Source organism: Flavobacterium araucananum (assembly GCF_002222055.1).
In the GTDB taxonomy this organism is placed as follows: domain Bacteria; phylum Bacteroidota; class Bacteroidia; order Flavobacteriales; family Flavobacteriaceae; genus Flavobacterium; species Flavobacterium araucananum.
This window is the reverse complement of sequence record NZ_MUGS01000015.1, coordinates 185254-204258: the sequence shown is the minus strand read 5'-3', so window position 1 is coordinate 204258 and position 19005 is coordinate 185254. Positions and strand designations below refer to the sequence as shown.

Genomic DNA, 19005 nt, shown 5'->3' with positions numbered 1-19005 from the left:
AACTTTCTCTAATGGCTAAAGATAATAATCCAAACCCGAGTAAATTTAAAATAAGTCCTTGGTTAATATACACCGCAATACTTCTAGTTTTTTTATTTATAAGTTTTGCAACCGGAGGATCTAACTTAAGCGAACCAGCTCAATTAACCTCTTCTAAGTTCAATGTTTTATTAGAAAAAGGCCAGATTGAAAAAGTTATTGTATACAATAAAGCTGAAGCCGAAGTATATTTAAATGCTGCTGCTCTAAAAGACGCAGCAAATAAAAAAGTAGCCAAAGATATTTTTGAAAGACCAAACAAAGGTCCTCACTATACTTTGGAAATTGGTAACGACCAGATTTTTCAAACTAAATTAGAAAAAGCAGTTGGCGAAGGCAAACTGAAAGATTTTAATTTCCTGCAAAAAAACAACTGGAGCGATATTTTAATCAGCTTACTTCCTATCATGATCATTATAGGTGTTTGGATTTTTATTATGCGTAAAATGTCAGGTGGCGCAGGTGGCGGTGGCGGACAAATCTTTAACATTGGAAAATCGAAAGCAAAATTATTTGATGAGAAAACCGATATTAAAACTACTTTTAAAGATGTTGCAGGTTTAGAAGGTGCTAAAGAAGAAATACAAGAAATTGTAGAATTCCTTAAGAACCCTGAAAAGTATACAAATCTGGGAGGTAAAATTCCTAAAGGAGCCTTGTTGGTAGGACCTCCGGGAACTGGTAAAACCTTATTGGCTAAAGCAGTTGCAGGAGAAGCTCAGGTACCTTTCTTCTCTTTATCAGGTTCTGATTTTGTAGAGATGTTTGTAGGTGTTGGTGCATCACGTGTTCGTGACTTATTTAAACAAGCCAAAGAAAAATCTCCTGCTATTATTTTCATCGACGAAATTGATGCTGTTGGTAGAGCAAGAGGAAAAAGCAATATGTCAGGCGGAAACGACGAAAGAGAAAATACACTGAACCAATTACTAACAGAAATGGATGGTTTTGGTACAAACTCTAACGTAATCGTTCTTGCTGCAACAAACAGAGCTGATGTTCTTGATAAAGCTTTAATGCGTGCAGGACGTTTTGACAGACAAATTTTTGTTGACTTACCGGATATTCGCGAAAGAGCTGAGATATTTGCAGTGCACTTAGCGCCTATTAAAAAAGTGGAAGGTCTTGACCTTGATTTCTTAGCAAAACAAACTCCAGGGTTCTCTGGTGCTGATATTGCCAATGTTTGTAACGAAGCTGCTTTAATAGCTGCCCGTAATAACAAAACTGCAGTAGACAGACAAGATTTCTTAGATGCTGTAGACAGAATTATTGGTGGTCTCGAAAAGAAAAATAAAATTATTACTCCAGAAGAGAAAAGAGCAATCGCTATTCACGAAGCTGGTCACGCTACTGTAAGCTGGATGTTAGAACATGCTGCACCACTTATTAAAGTAACTATTGTTCCGCGCGGACAAAGTTTAGGAGCTGCATGGTACTTACCAGAAGAAAGACAAATCGTAAGAACAGATCAAATGTTAGACGAAATGTGTGCTACTATGGGCGGAAGAGCTGCTGAAAAAGTAACTTTTGACAGAATTTCGACTGGTGCATTAAGCGATTTAGAAAAAGTTACACGTCAGGCTCGTGCCATGGTAACAATTTATGGATTGAATGAAAAAATAGGAAATGTTACTTATTATGATTCAACAGGGCAAAGCGAATATAATTTCTCTAAACCATATTCTGATGAAACTGCCAAAGTAATTGACAAAGAAATTTCAGAATTAATTGAAGGTCAATATAAAAGAGCCATTCATATTCTTGAAGAAAACAAAGACAAGCTAAACCAATTAGCGGATATATTAATTGAAAAAGAAGTTATTTTTAAAGATGACTTAGAAACTATTTTCGGAAAACGTACTTTTGATAAAAATTTAGAAGAAGTGGTTTCGTAAATAATTCAATAAATACGTAATATTTTTTAAAATCTTAATTCAAAATAGCCTTTTGAATTAAGATTTTTTTATCTTTGAACGTTTTCAATTAACATGTAAAGTATTTCATATAAAATGAATTTTTTCAAAAAAATATTTGGTTCCAGCGATACCTCTTCTGATGAAGAAAATGAAAGCGAGTACGGAGGAAATCATTCTCCGGACAATCATTTATCTATAGATGAAAGATTCATTTTTAATTTCAAAAAGAACGGTGGTAAATTTTTGTATTGTGAAAACAAGCAAGAAGTAGCAGAACAATTTGAAAACATTTTAGAAGAAAATGACTGGTTCGAAAATGAAGTTTTATGTTACGAGCCTGCTCTTTTCAGTTTATTAGAAGAAAATAAATTAACATACATTTCTCCAAGAAATCCAAAGTTTTTATTGGCGACTTGCGAAAATTTAATTGCAGACGAAGGTTCTATCTTATTTTCATCAAAACAAATCAGACAAGATAAACCAAACGAATTACCTGCAAACATTGTGATTATTGCAACAACAAGTCAATTGCAATTGATTAAAAGTGATGGTTTAAGTGCTATCAAAAGAAAATACGAAAGAGACTACCCTACTAATATTACTACCATAAAATATTTCGAAAAAGCAAAAGAAGAAGATTTTACCCAATACGGAAGTGTTGCCAAGAATTTGTATTTATTGCTCTTAGAAGATCTTTAAGATGAATGAAACACTCAAGAGAACCATTTCTGGTGCTGTTTATATCGCTTTACTACTAACTTCAATTCTGTTTTCTACCGAAAGCTTTATTATCCTTTTTGGTATTTTCCTAATTATTGCGACCTACGAGTTTTCTAACTTAGCAGGAATCAATAAAATATTTTCTATTTTATTCGTTTCCCTTTTTTATTCGACGGTATCTTTGGTTAGCTTCTATAGAAGTGAAACGGAAAACTATATCAATAAATTTTTAAAAGAGAAGATTCAAATTACCATAGACACAGATCAATTATTTACTGTATTACTTGTAATCACTTTAATTGTATCCATAAAATGTATCATTTTTTTATTTGATGATACCCAAATCATAAGCAGATTATCCAAATACATCTATTTGGTTGGATATATCATGTTACCATTTCTTTTTATCACCAAGATCTCTTTTGGAATAAAAGATTATAATCCTAAAATTATTATTGGCTTATTTGTTTTAATCTGGACCAATGATACTTTTGCTTATTTAGTTGGAAAATCTATTGGTAAACATAAACTGTTTGAACGCATTTCTCCTAAAAAAACCATTGAAGGATTTCTTGGCGGAGTTGTTTTTGCTGCTTTTGCAGGTTTTCTTATATCCAAATTGTACATTCAGCCTAATCCGGACTTCAGTAATAAATCTATTTTAATCTGGACGATAATTGCTTTGATTGTAAGCATTTTTGGAACGATTGGAGACTTGATTGAATCAAAGTTTAAACGAATTGCCGGAGTAAAAGACAGCGGAGCCATAATGCCGGGTCATGGAGGTGTATTAGATCGATTAGATAGTGTTATATTTGTAGCACCAATTATATTTTTATTTTATCAAATTTTATATTATGTTTCATAAAGAAGGAGGTCCATCCATTTTACTAGGTACTGCTTTTGCAGTTGCTGTACTTTTAATTGCTGAGAGATTCATTGATATTACCTGGCTAAGAATGCTTGTTCAGATTGCTGGTGTAGTAGTTTTGATTATTATTTTACAATTTTTTAGAAACCCTACAAGAATTGCGATCAGAAACAGCGATCAGATCCTTGCTCCGGTTGATGGGAAAGTAGTAGTTATTGAAGAAGTTTATGAAGGAGAATTTTTTAAGGATAAACGTTTGCAAGTTTCTATCTTTATGTCACCAATAAACGTACACGTAACTCGTTATGCTATGGACGGAATTATAAAATTCAGTAAATACCACCCGGGAAAATTTTTGGTAGCGTGGCATCCAAAAGCAAGTGAAGAAAACGAAAGAACAACTGTTGTAATCGAAAATGAAACTTTTGGACAAATATTATACAGACAAATTGCAGGTGCATTGGCACGCAGAATTGTAAATTATGCTCAGGAAGGTATGCAAGTTGTACAAGGTACTGATGCCGGTTTTATAAAATTTGGTTCAAGAGTAGATTTATTTTTACCTTTAGGTACACCTATTAATGTGGTATTAAACCAAAAAGCAATTGGTGGAAAAACCATCATCGCTACAAAAGCTTAATGATCGAAAAAGATTTAGATACTCGTTTTTTAGAGGCTGTCGAAACTGCTTTAAAAATGACTCAAGCCTCACTGCCGCAAGATGTGCAGCTAAGACTTTATGCCTATTACAAACAGGCAACTTTTGGAACAGCAGTTTATAATCAATCTGAAAATTTTGATTTAAGAGATGCATTCAAAACAAATGCCTGGATGCAAATTAGTCATATATCGATAGATGAAGCTAAACAAAATTATATCGACATCATTAATTCACTAACATTAAAATAACTTACATTATGAAGAAAAACATTGTTCGTTTCAGCATTTTAGCTTCATTTTATCTATTATTTTCTTGTAATGATAACAAGCTAACCGAAGTTGTAGAAGTTCCTTTGCCAACAAAAGAAGAAAAAATAACCATAGGATCGCCAAATGATGTAAAAGCAGATCCCGGTTCTTTTGAAATGACAAAGCTACCTTTTGCATACGATGGTTTAGCCCCTGCAATAAGAACACTTACTTTAGAAACACATTATTCGAAACATTATCTAACATACACGAATAATTTTAATAAAGAAATTGTAAATACGGATTTAGAAAATTTACCTATTGAAGATATTCTGAAAAAATTGGATCTCAACAATGCTAAACTTCGTCAAAATGCTGGCGGATATTATAATCATACACTGTATTTTAATATTCTGACTCCAAAAGAAGTAACTCCAAAAGATACTCTGGCTGGATCTATCAATAAGGAATTTGGTTCTTTCGACAATCTTACAAACCAGTTTAAAGGTCAGGCAACAAAACAATTTGGATCCGGTTGGGTTTGGTTAGTAGTTGACAGATACGGAAAATTACAAGTAACCACTACTGATAATCAGGATAATCCTCTAATGAAAAATGCTTTGATTCCCGGAACACCAATTTTAGGAATCGATTTATGGGAACATGCCTATTACCTCGATTATCAAAACAGAAAAGGAAGCTATATCGATGCTTTTTATCAACACATCAATTGGGAAAAAGTAAACGAAAACTATATTGAAGCATTAAAGAAAGTCAAAAAAGTATAAAATATAAAGAGGCTGTCCGAAAATAATTTTTCTGACAGCCTCTTTGCTTATTTAAAACAATCTTAATTTCAATTGCTCAAATATCTACAACGTTTGCTATAAATATAATGCTCCGCTGGAGCAATTATCTATCCTGTTATCTAAAACTGTCTAATAACAGTAAAAAAGGCTGTCTAAAAACTACTTATCGGATAGCTTCTTTTTTGTCTATACTTTCCGATACCACTCAAATACTCTTCTAAAGTAATCGGAAGCCTTTTGAATATCTTCATTCAGTTATTTGAATCTAAAGCTGCATCGGCACCTATCAAAACGAGAACTGATAAAAATCATTTATTATCAATCTCAATTTCCATACCTTACACGCTGTATAACAGTATTTTAATTTTTATCATAAAGATAAATTCTATTTAGTTTTTTGCGCCAATACAATTCTAAATAAAATAGCTGACGCAATAAAATGGGAGAAATACTCCCGTAGATTTTAAGAATTACTAAAAGAATTATCCTTTGAAAATTACAACCACAATTCGGTATTTTATATTTATAATCATATTCTCTTGTAATAATAAAGAGAATCAAAACTCTTTAAGTACAAGTAATCAGTTTGACAAAACCGAGCAATCAAAAATTAATAATCCCGATTTAAAATCAGTTTGCAATCCTTCTCCATCATCAGATCTAAAATATTCTTTAGAACAATTAGACAATAGCAAAGGATTATCAAACAGCTCGATTAATACCCTATTTCAGGATTCTGAAAACTTACTATGGATTGGATCATGGGATGGACTCAATCGATACGATGGCAATACTTTTAAAATCTTCAGACCTGAGCTTAACAATAAAAACAGTCTGAGCAATCAGGTTATCCTAAAAATCGATGAAGACAATACGGGTCAGATCTGGATTCGAACCATACATGGAATTAACCGTTATGATAAAAAAACAGGTCATTTTGAGCGTTTTTATTTTTCCAGAGAAAATATACCCCCATTATCCGAGTCTGAATTTAATATGGCTCTGGATACTTCAAAAAAAGTTTTTTGCGCCGTAAAAGACTGGGGAATTGGCTATTTTGACGGGATTAATTTTCGATTGTTAAACACCAATAAAGTTTCTAAAAAAGCGGTTAAAAAAATGGAGTTTACCGCAAGTGGCGATTTAATTGTACTATTTGACGATGATAAACTTTACTCTTTATCAATTGAAAAGAAGCAGGATGGTAAACCGTTTATTTCTAAAGTAGCATTAATTTCGGATACTATTCGAACATTTGGAATCGTTTCGAAAGAAAAAATAGGCATAATATCAGTAACCGGAAGCAGCTATTTACATTCTTTGGCAAAGAAAGAAAATATAGCACTCTTAAAAAAAGGCATCGAAAACATTATTGGCAATATTCCGGAAGGTCTTGTTGTTTCAGGCAAATCAGGTTATTCGATTATTGATGCCACAGGTAACACGATCAATCCTAACTGGTTGAAATATTTGAACAACCAAAAAACAACAACCTTAATTCGGGGAAATGAAAATATTCTTTGGGCAGGAACTGATGGTGACGGAATTATTAAAATTTATCCGCTTAAAAAATCGTTTAACCTTATCTCTAAATCTCAGGTTCCGGAACTCGACGGGGCTATTGTAAGATCATTTTTAGAAATCGATAAAAACTCGTTTTGGGTAGGTACAAAAGGAAAAGGTTTGTTTCGTTTCTCCTCTGATTTTTTTATCAACCTCAACAAACCTTTAGAATATAAAAACTATAACGAAAGCAATAGCGCCATTAATAATGCTGTATTCTCCTTATGCAAGGGAAAAGATAACTTAATTTTTATTGGTACAGATGGTGAAGGCATTACCGTTTTTGATTTAAAAAATTCAAAATTAATTAGTTGGGCAAACATTACAGGCAATAAAGATTGTGACTATTTTAAATCAATTTACACTATACATCAGGACGAAGACGGCTATATTTGGTTGGGAACTAATGGTTACGGAATGATTCGTTGTAAGATTGAACGCTCCGGCGAAAAATTACTGCTTACAGATTTTAAAAAATATCTCGCCGGTAATACTAACAAAAATGCTTTGAGCAGTAATATTGTTTTTTCTATACTTCCAAAAAATAAAAATCAGCTCTGGATTGGAACCCGTTTGGGGGGCTTGAATTTATTTGATAAAAAATCCGAACACTTTAGTGTTTATAAAAACAACCCGAATGATTCCAAAAGTTTGTCTAATAATGATATTCTGTGCTTGCAGACTGATGCTAAAAACAGACTCTGGATTGGCACCAGCTTTGGACTTAATTTATTAGAAGATAGTAAAAATAATGGTAATGCTGAATTTAAAAACTTCACGGTTGCAGATGGACTTCCTAATAATACGATTCACGGAATAATTGCTGATAAAAAAAATAACCTCTGGTTGAGTACCAATTTTGGATTATCGAATTTTAACATTCAGGATTTAAAATTCACCAACTATACAAAAAATGAAGGATTGCAAAATAATGAATTTGCTGATGGGGCCTCTTATCAGGATTCAAATTCTGAATTTATTTTTATGGGGGGAATTAAAGGCTTTAACTACTTTCTCCCTCAAAAAATAAAAGAATCTACAACTATTCCAGACCTTTTTATTGATAAAATTAGCGGGCAAAATCAGCCAATTCCATATTATCAGGCATTAGTAATAAAATCAGATACGAACAGTTATCCCTCGATAGTTTTAAATCATAATCAGAACTTCTTTGATATTGAACTCACTGCTTTGACGTATATCAATACTGAAAAATGTCAATATGCATACCAATTAATGAATTTTGATAAAGGGTGGAATGCGATTAATAACCGTCGAATTATTTCTTTTACCAATGTTCCTAAAGGAAACTACTCTTTATGGATAAAATGGTCTAATAGTGATGGCGTATGGAGTAAACCGGTACACGCCATTGATATCAGGATTGAACCCGTATTCTGGCAATCCAGCCTTGCTATGATACTTTATTGCTTATTATTGGCAGCTTTTGTGTTATTTGTGCTCAGCTATTATAAAAAGCGACAATCCCTCTCCCAAAATATTCTTTTTCGACAAAGAGAAAAAGAACTTCATGAAAACAGGCTTACTTTTTTTACAGACATCGCGCATGAATTTCAAACTCCTTTAACGCTAATTGTGGGTCCGGTTCAAAAACTGTCTGAAGCAACAAACCTCAACGATAGAAATCAGAAGTTCATACAAATGATTCAGCGAAACTCTTCGAGATTATTGTTTTTAACGCAGCAATTACTTGAATTTAGAAAAGCAGAATATGATTATCTTGAAGTAAACGTGAAAAAATTTGATTTGGTCAATTTAGTCGAACAAATTGCCGAATTGTTTGATGAATGGGCTTTGGATAAAAATATTGAATATAAACTTAGCATACCTCCTACCTTATCCGGATGGTTTGATAAAGACAAAATTGAAAAAATAGTATTCAATCTAATGTCTAATGCTTTTAAATATACCCTCGTAAACGGAAAAATAAACCTTAAACTTTATATTCAGGAAGATTCAAAAAAATTAAATATAAGTATCACAAATACCGGAAAAGGGATTCCAAAAGAAGAATTAGACTCGTTATTTAATCAATTTTTTTTAGGAAACACAAGTACTAAAGAAACCGATAATAATATGTTCAGAACCGGAATTGGTCTGGCATACGTCAAAAAATTGGTTACTGTTCTAAAAGGCGAAATACAGGTTTTAAGTATTTTAAACAAGGAAACAACCTTTACAATATCCTTACCTTGTAGCAAGGAAGCTTTTAGCGAGAAAGAATTAGATACAGCAACAAGTTCTATTTTAATTTCTCATCATTTAAAGAATATTCTCGAAGAAAGTCCTGTTAAAACCTACGAGATTCCAGATAAAATCGTGTCGCTGGAAGAACTTGCAGACAATAGAAAAGTAATCCTGATCGTCGAGGACGAAAAAGATATTCATGTGCTCCTTAACGAATTGCTTAGCGAAAAATACAAACTTATTCTCGCTTATAATGGTCTGGAAGCTCTAAAAATCATTGATGATATACTCCCCGATATTATTATCAGCGATGTCATGATGCCTTTTATGGATGGTGTTGAACTTTGCAAAAAAATCAAAACTAACCTTAAAACCTGTCATATTCCGTTTATTATGCTAACGGCAAAAGACTCTGTTTTGCATCGAATAGAAGGAATCGAAAGCGGTGCAAACTCTTATATCCCAAAACCTTTTTATCCCGATCATTTATTAATAAGAATACAAAAGTTACTGGAAGAAAAAGAATTGATTTCAAAACATTTTAAACAAGATACTCTGGTCGAAAACCTGCCTGATCTCCCGATAAATAGTGAAGAAAAAGATTTTATAAAAAAGGTAATCGAGCTAATTCGTGTCAATATCGATAATGAAAATCTTCAAAGTTTATTTATCGAAAAAGAATTAGGCATCAGCAACTCACAATTATACAGAAAAACCAAGGAACTATTTGGTTTTACTCCCGGTGACTTAATACGCACCATTCGATTAAAATATGCTGCCGAATTGTTAAGAAAAAATAAATTAACAGTTTCAGAAGTCTGTTATCAATCCGGCTTTAACAACCGCTCCTACTTTTATCGTGAGTTTAAGAAACTTTACGATTTAACCCCCAAAAACTATCAGCTCAAATACAAAACAAAGAGCTAGAAAATCCACAAAATACTGATTACCAACAAACAAAATACAAGTGTACACTTTTGAAGAAATAGTGTACAGGTTTTCGTATACCCACAAGTTAATTTTATAAACGATAATTAATTCAAACGTTATCGTAAAACCACGACATCTGATAAACCTTAAAAATCATGAAAAAAAGCAATCAAATCAATAATTCATTTAACACTCTCTTATGATGAAAAAATATATTTATAAAGTATTCCTACTTGGAGTTATTTTATCAGGAAGCATCTTGCATGCTCAAACTATTAAAGGTCTCGTTCAGGATATTGACGGACCAATGCCGCAAGTTAATATTGCTGTGAAAGGAACTAATAATTATGCCATAACAGATTTTGACGGAAACTATACTATAAACAGTGTAGAATCAAACGCTGTTTTGATCTTTAGCTACATAGGATATCAAACTCAGGAAGTAGCAATAACCGGAAGAAAAGATGTAAATGTTACTTTGATAAGCGACGTAAATACCTTAAACGAAGTTGTTATTGTTGGGTATACAAGCGAAAAAAAATCAGCAATTACAAGTGCCGTCACAACGGTTGATATGACCGAGTTGTCTAAAACAAAAGTGGCAGATGTTGGTCAGGCACTGCAAGGACAAGTTGCCGGTGTATCTGTGAGTTCCAGTTCAGGACAACCAGGCGATGCAATGGAAATTCGTATTAGAGGTGTGGGAACTTTAGGAAACAACGATGTACTTTATGTAATCGACGGTGTCCCAACCCGTGATATCAACTTTCTAAATCAATCTGATGTAAAATCAATGACCGTATTAAAAGATGCTGCGGCAACTGCTATTTATGGCTCGCGCGCTGCTGGTGGAGTTATCCTGATTACGACTAAAAACAGATCAAAAGGCAAAACTAGTATCAATGCCGAATATTATACGGGAGTAAATTATGCTACAAACATTCCTAAGGTATTAAATAGTGATCAATATCTAACCGTTTTAGACAAAGCCTGGCATAATAGTACCGGTAATGATGCAAATGCAACAAGCCCGTACCAAAAAGCAAAAAATGACGGCTCTGTAAACGGAATTCCTTTGGCAAATACGGATTGGTTGGATCAATTATTTACTACAGGACAAACTAAAAATTTTCAACTTTCGGCTAGTGGCGGAAACGAAACTACTCAATACTTAATTTCCGGCGGTTATTTTGCCCAAAAAGGAATCATTGTTGGAGATAATAACAAATACGAGCGTATTAATTTTAGAACTAATGTAAACTCTACTCTTTCAGAACGTTTAAAAGTAGGAACGAATATCCAAATTACAAATAGCGTCAAAGATAAATTATCATCCAGTGGTGATGAAATGGGTGTAATTCGTTTTGCCATGTTCAGACCTTCCATTTTTGGAGTGTATAAAGATGTAAATGACCCAACCTATTCTGCCGCAAACCCTTATACAGACTTGCCTTTTTACCTGAATAATGATCGTGCTAAAGGATGGAGTCATGATTATGACACCGCTATGAATCCAATTGCAATCGCCAACCTTATCGATAACAAACAAAGTGCTTTTAGAGTTTTTGGAAATCTATATGGTGAATATGCCCTTTTGAGCGATAAATCATTAAAATTCAGAAGTAGTTTTGGAGCTGACATGATTTTTACCCATGATAAAAAATTCAGTCAGAATTTTGGTGATGATGACGGAGGATCTCCTCTTGATGCTAATAATGTGCCTCTATATCCCGGACAAGGAAGGATAAACAGACCTTCGACACTTACTGATGATATGGCTCAGGAAACAACTTTTACTTTTAGTAACACTTTAAATTATGTAAAAACACTTAACGAAAAACATAGTATTAATGCGTTATTAGGGACTGAAAACATTATGAATAATCGTGATAATGTAGGAGGTTCCAGAAACAATTACGATAATACTACAGATGCTTTCCGTTATTTAGATTACGGAGGATTAAATGTAAACAACAATTCCAGCGGTACTAACACCAGTTGGTCTTTAGTCTCTTTCTTTGCCTCAGGTAACTATGGTTATGACAATAAATATTATGCTTCAGGAACTATTAGAGCCGATGGTTCTTCTCGTTTTGGACCCAGTAATAAATGGGGATATTTTCCATCAGTTTCCGGAGGATGGGTTATATCTAAAGAGAAATTCATGGAAAAAGCAGATTGGATTTCTAACTTAAAATTAAGAGCGAGCTGGGGACAATCAGGTAATCAGGAAATACCCAATAATACGTATCAAACACTTGTTTCACAGGCAAATGACAATGTAAAAATTATCCGTTACGGAAATCCTGATATTAAATGGGAAACTACCACTCAAACAGATTTTGGTCTGGATTTAAGTATCTTAAAAAATAAATTATCCATTACCACTGATTATTTTGATAAAAGAACCAAAGACATTCTATTGACTGTAGGTTTGCCTGCTACAACTGTAGGAGTTATCGAATCTACCTATGTGAATGCGGGAGTGGTTAGTAATAAAGGATTTGAATTTGGCGCTAATTTCCAAAATAATGACAATGCTTTTAAATATGGCATAAGCGGAAATTTTACCACACTAACCAACAGAGTTGAAGCTTTGCAACAATATATTAAGAATATTGAAGACTTAAAAATGGGTACCAGAACCGTTGTTGGGCAACCTATAAATTCTTATTATGGTTATGTATTTGACGGAATTTATCAAAATTCAGCCGAAATTAATTCTCAATTGTACAGCAATACAAATGGTGCCGTTCCTGGTGATATGAAGTTTAAGGACTTAAATGGTGACGGACAAATAGATGCCAATGATAAAACTTTTATAGGAAATCCTATTCCAAAATTTACTTATGGCCTGGCTTTCAATGGTAGTTATAAAAACTTTGATATATCACTACTTTTTCAAGGTGTAGAGGGTATCGATCGTTATAATAATTCAAGACAAGTTACGACTTACAGTACTAAAATGCCTCTTAACTCTAATACCGAAATACTAAATGCGTGGGACGGCGAAGGAAGTTCGAATACAATACCAAGAGTAACTTTTAATCCTAATGGGGGCGGACAAATGTCAAGTGCTTTTATAGAAGATGCCTCTTATTTAAGATTAAAAAATATTGAGATTGGATATACTTTCAATCCGGAAATAATGGGAAATGCCAACATTCGTATTTATATGTCAGGGCAAAACATATTTACTGTTACTAAATACACCGGTTTTGATCCGGAATCTACTTCTTTGATTGACATGGGAACTTACCCGCAAACTAAATCTTTTATTCTTGGGTTAAAATTAAACTTATAAAAAGACGATCATGAAATATATAAAAATAGCAACCCTTTTAGTAGGGCTTGCAACTATAACAAGTTGTAGCGACGAGTTAACGATAGATCCTGTGGGATTACAAACAGAGGAACAAATAAATGCAACTCCTACTACCAAAGCCGTAGAAAACTCTGTTAGTTCTTCTTATTTAATATTATCCAATACATTGAATATAATGGGAAATTGGGATTGGATCAACGGACTTGTTACTAATAATGATATTATTTTGCAAGATGTAGCATCTGATGATATGTAAAAAACATGGACTTCTAATGCTGATCAGCCTTGGATGGATGAATTGGATAATTTTACGTATACCTCTAGTAATGGTGGATTAAATGGTGCGTGGAAATACAATTATGAAGGGATAAAAAGAGTAAATATCGCTCTGGATTTTCTATTAAATCCAAATATTGAAACTATTACAGGAATAAGTACCGAGAGAAAAAACCAATTATTAGGTGAGGCTTATTTTTTGCGTTCCTTTTACTATTTCACATTAGTGAATAATTTTGGTGATGTACCTTTAATTTTAGTCACTGTAAAAACATATCAGGAAGCATTTGATAAAGCGGTAAGAGCTCCCAAAGCAGAAGTATGGAATCAAATTAATACTGATTTAGCATTAGCAAAAGACTTGTTACCAAATTCAAAATTTATTCCGGATTCTGAAAAATGGAGAGTTACAAAAGGAGCCGTTATTGCCTTACAGGCAAAAGCAGCATTGTACAACCAGAAATGGGCAGAAGTAATTGCAAGTGTAAATGAACTGCAAGGACTTGGATTTTACAGTCTAAACGCAAATTACTTTGACAATTTCAGTACCGAAACAGAATTTAAAGACAATGAAGTTATTTTTTCTTTTGACCATCAAAGCAATGTAATCCCCGCAAGAGGAAATGGTTATTGTGCACTGCTAAATTGGGGATTTTTTGCTCCAACAACCAATTTCTTAAACTCATTTGAACCTAATGATCCCAGAAAAGACTACACGGTAAACGTAGATCAAAAATGGGCAAACAAAATATTAGGAACCATCAATGGGGATAATAAAGGAAACGATCAATCTCCCAGTAATACCGTATTCTTTCGTATGGCTGATGTTTTACTCTGGAAAGCCGAAGCACTAAATGAAACCAGCGACTATCCCGGAGCGATCGCAATAATCAATCAAATACGAACAAGAGCAAGAACTACAATTACAGTATCAGGTACAATCGCTCCAGAGGGAACGTTACCAAACCGACCATCGTCATCAGATAAAAACACCATAAAAGAATGGCTAATATCTGAACGAAGAGCCGAATTAGGTTTCGAGAACCAAAGAATGCTTGACTTAAAAAGATGGGGAATTGCCAAACAAGTAATGACAGCAACAGGCAAAAACTTTCAGGATAAAAATATGTTATATCCCATTCCACAATCAGAAATCGATAAAACCGCAGGTAAACTAACACAGAATCCCGGATATTAATTTAAATAAAAGTTAACTTCTTTTCTTACAAAAGAAAATTGTGTTACCTTTTATTTACAACAACTTAGCACTAAAAAAACATGAAAGATATAGCAAAACGTTTTACAGATAATCCCTTATTATCACCTACAGATATTCCAGCAAGCAGAGAAGGACTTGAAATTACCTGCCTTTTGAATCCGGGCGTATTTCAATACCAAAATAAAACCTGGCTGGTGGTACGCGTTGCAGAACGCCCTAAACAAAAAGACAATATAATTTCTTTTCCAATCTTAACAGAAACCGGTGCTATTAAAATCATTGAGATTCCAAAAAATGATCCTGAATTAATAGCAACAGATGCAAGAGTAATAAACTATAAAGGCGTTGATTATTTAACCACATTATCGCACCTGCGCTTATTGTGCAGCGAAGACGGACACAAGTTTTACGAGCCTGAAAATTATCCCTCTCTGGTTGGCGAGGGTATGCTGGAAACCTTTGGTATAGAAGATTGTCGTGTTGCCCTGATTGCCGGAACCTATTACCTAACCTTTACATCAGTATCTGATAATGGTGTTGGAGTTGGCTTACGTACAACGACCAATTGGAAATATTTTACAAAACACGGTATGATATTACCGGCACACAATAAAGACTGCGCCATTTTTGAAGAAAAGATCAATGGTTTATTCTATGCTTTACATCGACCAAGTAGTGTAGATATTGGCGGTAATTATATCTGGTTGGCCTCTTCTCCGGATGGTATTCATTGGGGAAATCACCACTGTATTATTAAAACCAGAAAAGGACTTTGGGACAGTAAAAGAGTGGGTGCCGGAGCTGCTCCTATAAAAACAGATAAAGGCTGGCTTGAAATCTATCATGGTGCCAATGAACATCATCAGTATTGTTTAGGGGCTTTTTTAATGGACCTGAACGATCCCTCAAAAGTAATCGCAAGAACAGAGCAGCCCATCATGGTTCCTGCCACAAGCTACGAACTAAGTGGTTTTTTTGGAAACGTAGTATTTACAAACGGTCATATCGTTGAACCGGACGGAGACACGCTGACGATTTATTACGGAGCTTCGGATGAATTTGTTTGTGGTGCTCAATTTTCAATTAAAGAGATTCTTTTACTTTTAAAAAATAACTAATGTTTAAAAAACTTATATCAGAAATTGATCATTTTAAAAGTCAAACCCATAATTTTCGCATCCTTATTTTTACAAACCTTGTTTATGCACTTGTATTACCGGTGATCGACATTTTTGTCGCGGCATACATTATGAGAAACTCCAATGATACCTCTAAAGTTGTTATTTACCAATTGGCTATTTATACCGGGATTCCGCTTACTTTTTTATTAAACGGTTTTTTGTTGAAACACTTCAATATCCGAAAACTATATTCTATCGGCATGATGCTTAGCGGTGTTTCGATGATTATCATGATGTCATTAAAAACCTTGGATTTAACCGGAATTGGTATTGCCGGGATCACCATGGGGCTTTCGTTTGGTTTGTATTGGTCGAATAGAGATTATCTTGCTTTGGCAATTACTAATGATGATAATCGTAATTATTATTACGGATTAGAGACTTTTATCTATACCATAATTGCCATTGCAATACCGGCAACTATTGGCTGGTTTATTCAATCCAAAACTGGCGATGACCAAAAACATGAAGCATACGTGATTATTACCGGGATTGTTTTTCTGATTACAATTATCGCTTCGATAGTTTGTTTTAGAGGCAAATTCGAAAACCCTGTTCAAAAACAGTATATCTTTTTCAAATTTCATCCGCTTTGGTACAAACTATTATCATTGGCAACCTTTAAGGGTTTAGCACAAGGGTTTCTGGTAACAGCTCCGGCAATGCTTATTTTTAAAATACTGGGACAAGAAGGTGCCTTAGGACAAGCCCAATCGATAGGAGCAATTTTGGCTGCCATTATCATTTATTTTATAGGTCGATTTTCTAAACCTTCAGACAGAATCAAAACCTTCTCTGTTGGCTTAATTTTGTTTGCTCTGGGAGCCTGCCTAAACGGATTATTGTTTGACAAAACTGGCGTAATACTCTTTTTGTTATTACTGCTTATCGCAAAACCTTTAATGGATCTTGCCTACTTCCCCATTCAGCTTAAAGTAATAGATATTGTATCCCGTATCGAAAAAAGAGGCGAGTTTGCTTATATCCTAAATCATGAAGCAGGACTTTATATTGGCAGACTTTTGGGAGCCGGAACTTTCTTAACATTATACTATGCCGTTTCTGAAGATTTTGCTTTAAGATACGCCATTGGCATCATTGCCTTGCTACAACTATGTTCCATTTTTATCAGCAAAAAAATCATCAGGCAAGGACTGGAACTTTCTCCGGAAATAGAAATCGATCCAAAAGTTTTGGACGAAGTGGCAGTAAAATTACTTTAACACATTGCAAAAATCTATGTCTCTATGTGTTAAAATTAGTTACGTTCAGCGGTTACCTAAAAATAAAAATTCAATAACTATGAATACGTTTATAAAAATTACAACTTCGTTCCTGTTCCTGTTTAGTTTAAATGCAACAGCACAAGTAAAACAACAAAACATTCTTCGTGTAGACCAAATGCCCAATCTGCCGCAACCTTTAAAAATTATCGATTATAAAAAACTGGCAATAGACTTTGATAAAACCGTTTATGATTTTAATGCCAAAGGCAAATACTGGCCAATGGTATGGATGGATGATACTAAAAAGAATTTCCCAGAGACCGTAGTCGGATTATATACAGCTGTAGGCGATGTTCGACAAGGTCCTGATCATAATAGCGGAATGTTTCATGAAGCGCTTGCCACAATGGGAGCTACGTTAGGAGCTACATTGGTAGGTATTGACAAAAACCAACCCAAGCTGAACTATGTAGGAATGCTTAAAAATTACTTCAACAAAGAAACGAACTGGAATATTATGATGAATAATACCTGTCCGGAAGTAGCTTTATTAGGCGGTGGTTATGGACGTGATTGGTGGTATGATGTATATCCTAATCTGCTGTTTTATGCTGTTTATGATAAATACCCTAATGAACCCGGATTTACAGAAATTGCCAGAAGCATTGCCGATAAATTTTATGAAGCCGATGTGATCTTAAACGGAAATTATGAATATTCTTATTTCGATTATAATAAAATGACACCCATGACCAACCATATCTGTGCGCAACCTGATGCAGCAGCGGGACATGCCTGGGTATTGTATATGGCGTATAAAAAATTTGGAGACGCTAAGTATTTAAAAGGAGCAAAAAGTGCATTAGCTGCATTAGAATCACAATCAAAAAATCCTACTTATGAAGTTTTAATGCCGTTTGGGGCCTATTTAGCGGCAAGAATCAATGCCGAAGAAAGCGCTAAATACAACACAAACAAAATGCTCGACTGGACATTTGACGGCACACCTATTTGTCGTGAAGGCTGGGGTGCATTAGTGGGTAACTGGAACGGTATAGATATATCAGGAACATTTGGCAGTACAGTAGATCATGGTGGTTACGGCTTTCTGATGAATACCTATGATGCCGCCTGGCCATTAGTACCAATGGTAAGATACGATCAGTCGTATGCAACCGCAATTGGAAAATGGATGCTGAATGCAGCAAATGCTTCTCGTTTTTTCTATCCTCAATATATGCCGAATGAGCATGAAACCATTCCTGAACTTGCCCAAGTGACAAAAGGAGTAATCGCTTACGAAGGTATCATTAAACAATCCAGTTATAAAGAATATGAACACTTAAAAGGTCCTGTAGCACAAGGCGACGGTCCGCTTTGGGTATTGGGAGAAAATCCTAAAGAATCACAGTTTAGTGTTTACGGAAGTGGACACGTAGGCATTTTTGGTAGTATCATCCGTGCGACAAATGTTATCGGAATATTGCAACTGGATTTATTGGCAACCGATTTTTTTAGTGACAAAGCCTATCCATCATACCTGTATTATAACCCTTATACAACAAATAAAACGGTTACTATAAAAACTGAAAAAGGTAAAAAAGTCGATTTATACAATACTGTTTCCGGAACTTTTGTAGCAAGAAATGTTACTTCATCTGCTAAAATAAATATTGGTGCTTTAAACTCAGCTGTAATTGTTTGTGTCCCTTCTAATGGAAAAGTGACTTATGAAGGTCAAAAAATGCTAGTCGATGGTGTTGTGGTTGATTATAAATCGTCAGAGAAAAAATAGTTTATTGTTAATTCT

General features: G+C 34.2%; 13 protein-coding genes. All 13 read left to right on the top strand.

Features of this window, described 5'->3' with window-relative positions; translation table 11 throughout:
* Positions 1-11: 11 nt before the first annotated feature.
* The 13 genes from ftsH to B0A64_RS10810 all read left to right on the top strand — a co-directional run bounded on the left by ftsH (position 12) and on the right by B0A64_RS10810 (position 18990).
* Complete coding sequence (ftsH, locus tag B0A64_RS10865; RefSeq protein WP_089479540.1) at positions 12-1937, top strand: ATP-dependent zinc metalloprotease FtsH; 1926 nt, start codon at positions 12-14, stop codon at positions 1935-1937.
* Between the two features lie 114 nt (positions 1938-2051).
* Complete coding sequence (locus B0A64_RS10860) at positions 2052-2657, top strand: lactate utilization protein B/C (protein ID WP_089479539.1); 606 nt, start codon at positions 2052-2054, stop codon at positions 2655-2657.
* Position 2658: 1 nt separating this feature from the next.
* Positions 2659-3546, top strand: a complete 888-nt coding sequence (locus B0A64_RS10855) for a phosphatidate cytidylyltransferase (protein ID WP_089479538.1) — start codon at positions 2659-2661, stop codon at positions 3544-3546.
* A complete protein-coding gene (locus tag B0A64_RS10850) occupies positions 3536-4189 on the top strand; it encodes a phosphatidylserine decarboxylase family protein (protein WP_089479537.1) in 654 nt (217 codons plus the stop codon). Before B0A64_RS10855 ends, B0A64_RS10850 begins: the two co-directional genes overlap by 11 nt.
* A complete protein-coding gene (locus B0A64_RS10845) occupies positions 4189-4458 on the top strand; it encodes an acyl-CoA-binding protein (RefSeq protein WP_089479536.1) in 270 nt (89 codons plus the stop codon). The genes B0A64_RS10850 and B0A64_RS10845 overlap by 1 nt, the downstream gene beginning before the upstream one ends.
* An 8-nt stretch (positions 4459-4466) precedes the next feature.
* Positions 4467-5246 (top strand): superoxide dismutase, encoded by a 780-nt coding sequence (locus B0A64_RS10840; RefSeq protein ID WP_089479535.1) that lies wholly within the window; start codon positions 4467-4469, stop codon positions 5244-5246.
* Between the two features lie 510 nt (positions 5247-5756).
* The gene (locus tag B0A64_RS10835) at positions 5757-9965 is read left to right on the top strand and encodes a hybrid sensor histidine kinase/response regulator transcription factor (protein ID WP_244285395.1); all 4209 of its coding nucleotides are present in this window, start codon (positions 5757-5759) and stop codon (positions 9963-9965) included.
* Between the two features lie 202 nt (positions 9966-10167).
* Positions 10168-13272 carry a SusC/RagA family TonB-linked outer membrane protein gene (locus B0A64_RS10830; RefSeq protein ID WP_089479534.1) on the top strand — a complete coding sequence of 1035 codons (3105 nt, stop codon included), beginning with the start codon at positions 10168-10170 and terminating at the stop codon, positions 13270-13272.
* Between the two features lie 10 nt (positions 13273-13282).
* Positions 13283-13549 (top strand): hypothetical protein, encoded by a 267-nt coding sequence (locus B0A64_RS25520; protein ID WP_244285394.1) that lies wholly within the window; start codon positions 13283-13285, stop codon positions 13547-13549.
* A 33-nt stretch (positions 13550-13582) separates the two neighbouring features.
* Complete coding sequence (locus tag B0A64_RS10825; RefSeq protein ID WP_244285393.1) at positions 13583-14767, top strand: RagB/SusD family nutrient uptake outer membrane protein; 1185 nt, start codon at positions 13583-13585, stop codon at positions 14765-14767.
* An 80-nt stretch (positions 14768-14847) separates the two neighbouring features.
* Entirely contained in the window at positions 14848-15906 is a 1059-nt protein-coding gene (locus B0A64_RS10820; protein ID WP_089479533.1) for a glycoside hydrolase family 130 protein, read from the top strand.
* On the top strand, positions 15906-17192 hold the full coding sequence (locus B0A64_RS10815; RefSeq protein WP_089479532.1) for an MFS transporter: 1287 nt from the start codon (positions 15906-15908) through the stop codon (positions 17190-17192). Before B0A64_RS10820 ends, B0A64_RS10815 begins: the two co-directional genes overlap by 1 nt.
* Before the next feature lie 79 nt (positions 17193-17271).
* On the top strand, positions 17272-18990 hold the full coding sequence (locus B0A64_RS10810; RefSeq protein ID WP_089479531.1) for a glycoside hydrolase family protein: 1719 nt from the start codon (positions 17272-17274) through the stop codon (positions 18988-18990).
* Positions 18991-19005: the final 15 nt, after the last annotated feature.

Coding starts and splice junctions, on each gene's coding strand:
- B0A64_RS10850 (WP_089479537.1), top strand. CDS start 3,536: ATGTTTCATAAAGAAGGAGGTCCATCCATTTTACTAGGTACTGCTTTT.
- B0A64_RS10860 (WP_089479539.1), top strand. CDS start 2,052: ATGAATTTTTTCAAAAAAATATTTGGTTCCAGCGATACCTCTTCTGAT.
- B0A64_RS10815 (WP_089479532.1), top strand. CDS start 15,906: ATGTTTAAAAAACTTATATCAGAAATTGATCATTTTAAAAGTCAAACC.
- B0A64_RS10820 (WP_089479533.1), top strand. CDS start 14,848: ATGAAAGATATAGCAAAACGTTTTACAGATAATCCCTTATTATCACCT.
- B0A64_RS10855 (WP_089479538.1), top strand. CDS start 2,659: ATGAATGAAACACTCAAGAGAACCATTTCTGGTGCTGTTTATATCGCT.
- B0A64_RS25520 (WP_244285394.1), top strand. CDS start 13,283: ATGAAATATATAAAAATAGCAACCCTTTTAGTAGGGCTTGCAACTATA.
- ftsH (WP_089479540.1), top strand. CDS start 12: ATGGCTAAAGATAATAATCCAAACCCGAGTAAATTTAAAATAAGTCCT.
- B0A64_RS10830 (WP_089479534.1), top strand. CDS start 10,168: ATGATGAAAAAATATATTTATAAAGTATTCCTACTTGGAGTTATTTTA.
- B0A64_RS10840 (WP_089479535.1), top strand. CDS start 4,467: ATGAAGAAAAACATTGTTCGTTTCAGCATTTTAGCTTCATTTTATCTA.
- B0A64_RS10825 (WP_244285393.1), top strand. CDS start 13,583: ATGGATGAATTGGATAATTTTACGTATACCTCTAGTAATGGTGGATTA.
- B0A64_RS10810 (WP_089479531.1), top strand. CDS start 17,272: ATGAATACGTTTATAAAAATTACAACTTCGTTCCTGTTCCTGTTTAGT.
- B0A64_RS10845 (WP_089479536.1), top strand. CDS start 4,189: ATGATCGAAAAAGATTTAGATACTCGTTTTTTAGAGGCTGTCGAAACT.